Annotated in this window: 5 protein-coding genes and 2 pseudogenes; 5 read left to right on the top strand and 2 right to left on the bottom strand. The window is 46.2% G+C overall.

Annotated features, from left to right (window positions below; all coding sequences use genetic code 11):
• Positions 1-498: DNA (cytosine-5-)-methyltransferase (dcm, locus tag O9295_RS16120; RefSeq protein ID WP_288033827.1), on the bottom strand; the 498-nt coding region annotated here is incomplete at its 3' end.
• Positions 499-611: 113 nt separating this feature from the next.
• On the opposite strand from dcm, the pseudogene O9295_RS16115 reads away from it, so the two are divergent.
• From O9295_RS16115 to O9295_RS16095, 5 genes and pseudogenes are all read left to right on the top strand, one after another.
• Positions 612-737, top strand: a pseudogene (locus tag O9295_RS16115) (IS30 family transposase); the annotation flags it as partial.
• Positions 738-1,138: 401 nt separating this feature from the next.
• A complete protein-coding gene (locus O9295_RS16110) occupies positions 1,139-1,657 on the top strand; it encodes a response regulator transcription factor (protein ID WP_287237698.1) in 519 nt (172 codons plus the stop codon).
• A gap of 138 nt (positions 1,658-1,795) precedes the next feature.
• Positions 1,796-3,523, top strand: a complete 1,728-nt coding sequence (locus tag O9295_RS16105) for a M6 family metalloprotease domain-containing protein (RefSeq protein WP_002795828.1) — start codon at positions 1,796-1,798, stop codon at positions 3,521-3,523.
• Between the two features lie 31 nt (positions 3,524-3,554).
• On the top strand, positions 3,555-5,240 hold the full coding sequence (locus tag O9295_RS16100; RefSeq protein WP_012267439.1) for a DUF6345 domain-containing protein: 1,686 nt from the start codon (positions 3,555-3,557) through the stop codon (positions 5,238-5,240).
• Positions 5,241-5,324: 84 nt separating this feature from the next.
• Complete coding sequence (locus O9295_RS16095; RefSeq protein ID WP_002795826.1) at positions 5,325-5,762, top strand: pentapeptide repeat-containing protein; 438 nt, start codon at positions 5,325-5,327, stop codon at positions 5,760-5,762.
• On the opposite strand, the pseudogene O9295_RS16090 reads toward O9295_RS16095, so the two are convergent.
• Positions 5,727-5,891: pseudogene (locus tag O9295_RS16090) on the bottom strand (DNA cytosine methyltransferase); the annotation flags it as partial. The gene O9295_RS16095 and the pseudogene O9295_RS16090 sit on opposite strands and share 36 nt — an antisense overlap.

Below are 5,891 nucleotides of genomic sequence, written 5' to 3'. Positions count from 1 at the left end.
TTTTTGCGGTAAACCAAAATTAAGCGCATTCAAAACCCGATAATCGGTATAGTAATCTAAATCTTGCAAAGTATCGAGAATAACTTCTAAGGTTTTTCCCTGTTGATGTCCCTGCAATTGCTTGACATTTTCCAGAATAAATGCTGCGGGTTGTTTGGCTTTTAAAATGCGGGCAATCTCAAAAAATAGCGTGCCTCTGGTATCTTCAAATCCCTTTAAATCACCACAAATACTAAAAGGTTGACAGGGAAATCCTGCCATTAAAATATCGTGATTGGGAATATCTAGGGCGGCGATTTCGGTAATATCTCCCTGGGGTTGGTCGCCAAAATTAGCGTGATAAATTGCCCGAGCGTCTTTATCTATATCACAGGAAAAGACACAATCAGATTCTAAGTTTTGTTGGCGACAAACTTGTTCAATAGCGACTCGAAACCCTCCCAAACCACCAAAAAGGTCAACAAAACGAATTTTCTGCTTATCTTTAAGTAAATTCATCGATCACATCCCTAGCAAGACCTGGATAATATCCTAACTTAATGGGGATAATTCATCACCTTATAGCACAGCTACGTCAAAAAATAAATCGAACTTTAGAGGTATTTTTAGCCAAGTTTGAGGAGGTAGAAAGAGCCGTAAACTTGATTAACAATCGTCCTCGAAAATGTCTTGACTATCGTAACCCGAATGAGGTATTCTATGAGGATAGAGCAGACAGTCATGTAATTCAGACTTGAATTGGCGTTTTATGAAAGGAAATTATAGTTAACAGGGGGCTGTTTTCAGGAATTCTGTCACTGCGACTGATGTTGATGACATAGATATTTTCTTGTTTGTTTCCTAATTTTCTGTTGCCTATTTGCTGCTTTCTAAAAGTACAGATATTCTGAGCAAGCACTAGGCCTTGAGATAAGAGCGTCACCACTAGGGCAGAAAGATGGATTTTGTGATAATTATTTGAATAGTGGAGAAATTTATGGGATTGATGCCAAAGCTCTCGGTAAGTTGCGATCGCTGTCTCGCAGCTTTGCTATCTAGCCCAGAGAGAGAGCCAGAAAACAATAAGGACAAATATAATCAAATAAAAGCAATAAAGCCACGATTACCCCAATTTTGCCAGCAGATAGGTTTAATAGTCATGGATATAGCTGGAAGCGTGCAAATGCTTACGGAACGATCTGAACAATTGCTGTACCAGTATTCCCTCTCCCATACCCCGAACACCTTACCAGAACCCTTGCAAAAGTGGTTTAAACATCCGATTGCCCGACTCTTAGCCAAGGATGAGCAAGCCTTTTCCTGTTCACCCTTACGCCTAGAACAAGAGGGACGACAGTTAATCATTTTTCTGATTCCCACTCTTATCGGAGAACAGTTTCTCCTAATCTTAGAAGAACAAGAACTGCCCTCTTTTTCGATTGCGGCCTTAGAATTGTTGGGACTGACTAAAAGGGAAGCAGAAGTGCTATTTTGGATTGCCCAAGATAAAAGTAATGCCGCCATAGCAAAAGTGATCGGATGTAGCGAAGGAACCGTGCGAAAACATCTAGAACATATTCACGGGAAACTAGGGGTACAAACTCGGACGGCAGCGGTTATAGTTGCCCTCGAAAAGTTGGGGCTACTGAAAGGGCAGATTGCTGCGATATCTTCATAATTCCCTACGCGGATCATCGTATTGTTAACCCAGAAAAATTTGATGATTATTGAAATTGTGCATTGTCCTGTACTTAGTTCTTGAACAGAGCTTCTCATCGAGAAAGCCAAAATTTCTTTGGCAAGGAGAATCAAATCTATGCCTACACCCTTTGTGAATGAGGAATTTACCTTCACCAATCCCGACGGCAGCACTATCCGGGTCAGGGGATCGGGAAACCAGTATTATGCTGTTTTTGAAACCCTAGATGGCTATACCGTGGTCAAAAACCCTGACAATGGTTTTTACACCTACGCCCAGCTTTCCGAAGACAAAAGCCAACTGATAGCCACCGATGGGATAGTCGGCCAAGTAGCACCCCAAAGCCTCGGCATCCAGCCCCATCTACGCATCGAGACCGAGAGTGCCAAACAACAAGCTCAGAGCGCACCGATGCTACAGGAAGGGTTCAGTCAATGGCAAGTCCGTCGTCAGCAAAAAAAAACTCAGCTGCAGGGAATCAGTGCGACGACCAGTGCTGATGCCAGACCAGCTTCAACAGTAACTGTGGGCAACTATCTGGGATTATGTATCTTGATTAAGTTTCCCGACGTTGCCGCCAGCATTTCCCAACAGGAAGTCAGCAACTTCTGTAACCTACCTGGTTACGCCGGATTTGGCAATAAAGGGTCAGTACGGGATTATTTCTACGACAACTCCCAGGGAAAATTAACCTATACCAATGTTGTCACCCAATATTACACCGCCGCCCATAATCGCTCCTATTATACCGATCCAGCGATCGACTATGGTACTCGCGCCCGAGAACTGATTCTAGAAGCCCTCAATTATTTGAAATCCCAAGGCTTTAACTTTAGTCAGTTGAGTAGTGATAGTAACGGCTTAATTTATGCCTTAAATGTCTTCTATGTCGGACCGCGGGTCAACAATTGGGCCGAAGGACTATGGCCTCATTCCTGGAGTTTAGCTTCACCCTACGATGTCGGGGGGGGCAAGAAGTTATACGACTACCAAATCACCAATATGGGTAGTGAACTGACCTTGCGTACCTTCTGTCATGAAAATGGTCACATGATTTGCGATTTTCCCGATCTCTACGATTATGGCGGTCAATCGGCAGGAGTGGGTAATTATTGTCTGATGTGTTACGGAGGCAATGATAAAAATCCCGTACAAGTTTGTGCCTATCTCAAAAATGAAGCCGGTTGGGCCAGCAAAGTGACAGCGATAACTCCAGGTCTTACCGCCAGTCTTCCTGCGGCCAAGAATGAGTTTTACCTCTACAGTAAGAACGCTAACGAGTATTTCCTGATCGAAAACCGGCAGAAAACTGGCCGGGATACATTCCTCCCCGATGCAGGCCTAGCCATCTGGCACGTGGACGAACAGAAGAATGGTAACGAGGAGGAACAGATGACTCCTAGCCAACACTACGAATGTTCCTTAGAACAGGCCGATAATCGCTTCGATTTGGAGAAAGGCGTGAATGCTGGTGATAACGCCGACCTATTTCGAGCCTCCTATAAAACCGAGTTTTCCGATAGCACCAGTCCTGCTGGCAAATGGTGGGATGGTAGCAACTCTGGCCTAAAAATCGCCCAGATTTCTGCCGTTGCTGCCACGATGACCTTCACTGTTCCCGGCAGTGCTTGGCTAGAGAAAAAGCAGATTACCGGTTTGTGGATGATTAACCAAGAACGCAATGCGGCCGCCTATGTGGACGGCCTCGGCTGGCGCAAGATTGCCAGCGAGAGTGACAGTGTTTTCTTGGGGATGCTTGCCCTACTGTCCGCCGCTAAGGAAAGAAAATTTCCCGTCAATCTGCGTCTAGAAAACAACGTGATTCAGGAAATTTACGTTTTTTAAAACTTTTTCAAGATTTAACGAGGAAAATACCATGACATTAACACAACCGACTCAAATTCCCCCCGCAGCTAACGTTCCTAAGTCCGAAACACCAGAAATTCCCGCCGTTCCTCTCTTTGCCGAAAACCCCCTCGGTCAGGATAGCAAAGATGGCCTGCGTGGCGGAGCGAATCTCTATGGCGGCTGTAGTATTGAAGTGGGCTGTGGTTGCTCCTTTGGCACCCTGCGCTATACCCATGAAGATGCCCAAGGCTGGTTAGACTATGTGAAAAAGTTTACCCCCTTAAACTTTTGGTATCAGGATTGTGGCGTACAACCCTGGCTTTACTACGAACCCTACGATGATTGGCAAGATACCTACGGGGTAGATGCGGTCATGGCCTTCTATCACTCTGGTCATGGCGGGATGGATGCCAATGGCGTGTTTTATCTACCGATGAGCAAACCGTGGGGTAACGAAGGTTGTACGATCGTCTCTAGCAGTGATAAGTTAGTTTGGGCTAACGAGCGGGTCAGATACATTTTTCTGTCTACCTGTCTTTCCCTGCGGGTTCTGGGCGGTCACAACCCGATTCGCACTTGGCATCCTAGTAATCGCGGTTGGCGAATGCTCTTCGGCTATGAAACTGTTAGTTGGGATAATCCCAATTACGGTAAATTTTTCTGGGAAGAATGGAACAAGAATAAGCCTTTAAGTACCGCTTGGTTAGATGCTAGTTGGCGCATTGCCCACGACCAGGCCCCCTCGGTGGTGGCCTGTGGTGCCAGTGCCGATGAGGCGAAAAATCGTCTCTTTAATGAACGCTATTTTTCTCGCGAACGGGTCAGTAATGCTTGGTATTGGTGGCGATGGTACAATGTGGCTCGCAGTAGCCAACCACAACTGGTCTTACCCCAGCATCTCCTCGTCGGTCGTTTGCAACCCCTAGACGCTACTCGACCCGCTGCCCGCAGCCTAGCGGCACGATTTGGTCTTGACCTGGAAATCCCGTCAGAAGTTGGTAGTACCAGAAATGGCTCCTATCGCGTGGTGACGGGGGAACAAAGCATCGCCTACGGTAGTGATGGGTCAATTGATGTTCGTTTGGCAACTCCTAACCGTTATAATTACAACCCTTTGGCTATGGACAGCGCCCAAACCTTAGCCCAGGAGGCAGTCTGGCGTTACGGTCTTGACCAAGAAGTCCCAGTGGTGTTCGATCGAATTATCTTATCTTCCGAAGCCGGCGGTACGGCTAACGGTTCGGGACAATTGGACGGACCGTTTACTACTGGTGTGATTGTCCAATTCCGACAGTTGATTAATGGTGTCCCAGTGATTACCCCGGGGGCAGGTACGGTGCGAATTGCCCTGGATAATGATGGTACTGTCACCGATGTGCATTCATCAGTCCGCTCGCTCGAACAGTTAAGTAGTCGTCCTGTACGCTCTGCCAGTGCGCCGCCTCCCCAGGGTGATATCGCTCCTGTCTTAGCACCCGAACCTAGCAACTATGAGCAGTTACTAGCGGCAGAGTTTAGCCGACAATTGGCTTCCCTGTCTGCTCGCGGTGGCGCTGGAATGCCTCTAGAATTCACCACTGTACCCAATTCCACCGAGATTGGCTACGATATTGACGGCGATGAGGCGATTTTGATCGCCCGCAAAGCGATCGAAGTTAACTTTGGCAATGGTTATCGTAAACGTTATTGGGTTACTGTACCCTTGTTTGGTTAACTGCGATCGAATCCAGTTTTAATCATGTCAAGACGGGCAAGCTCCCCGTCTTGACAGGCTTTTTTACTTTTTCCTGGCTACACAATGTCTAGCGTCACCCGTCAACAACTGGAGAGCGCGATCAACAATGGCTTAAAGATCGGCTTAAACGGTGAAAATTTACAAGGTTTGGATTTATCTGGTCTGAATCTCAGTGAATTTGACTTTAGCTATGCCAATCTAGAATCAGTTAACTTCCGGGGTGCCAATTTAAGCAAGGCGATTTTGTGGTCTGTGCAAGCGGCAAAAGCGAACTTTAGTCAAGCTAACCTTAGTGGGGCCAACCTCGGCACTGCCAATCTTAGTCAATGCAATCTTAGCGGTGCAATTCTCCGTCAAGCTAGTTTGTTAGGAACCAATTTGCAACAAGCGGATTTAAGCAGCGCCGATTTGCGTCTGGCTAATCTCCAAAATACCATCCTCACGGATATTATTTATAATGCTCAAACCCAATGGCCTGATGGATTCCGTTTTTTGCGGTAAACCAAAATTAAGCGCATTCAAAACCCGATAATCGGTATAGTAATCTAAATCTTGCAAAGTATCGAGAATAACTTCTAAGGTTTTTCCCTGTTGATGTCCCTGCAATTGCTTGACATTTTCCAGAATAAA

It is taken from the genome of Microcystis sp. LE18-22.4A, assembly GCF_027531105.1.
Taxonomy (GTDB): domain Bacteria; phylum Cyanobacteriota; class Cyanobacteriia; order Cyanobacteriales; family Microcystaceae; genus Microcystis; species Microcystis aeruginosa.
Note: the sequence above shows the minus strand (reverse complement) of the source record. Positions and strands in the feature narration are given on the sequence as shown.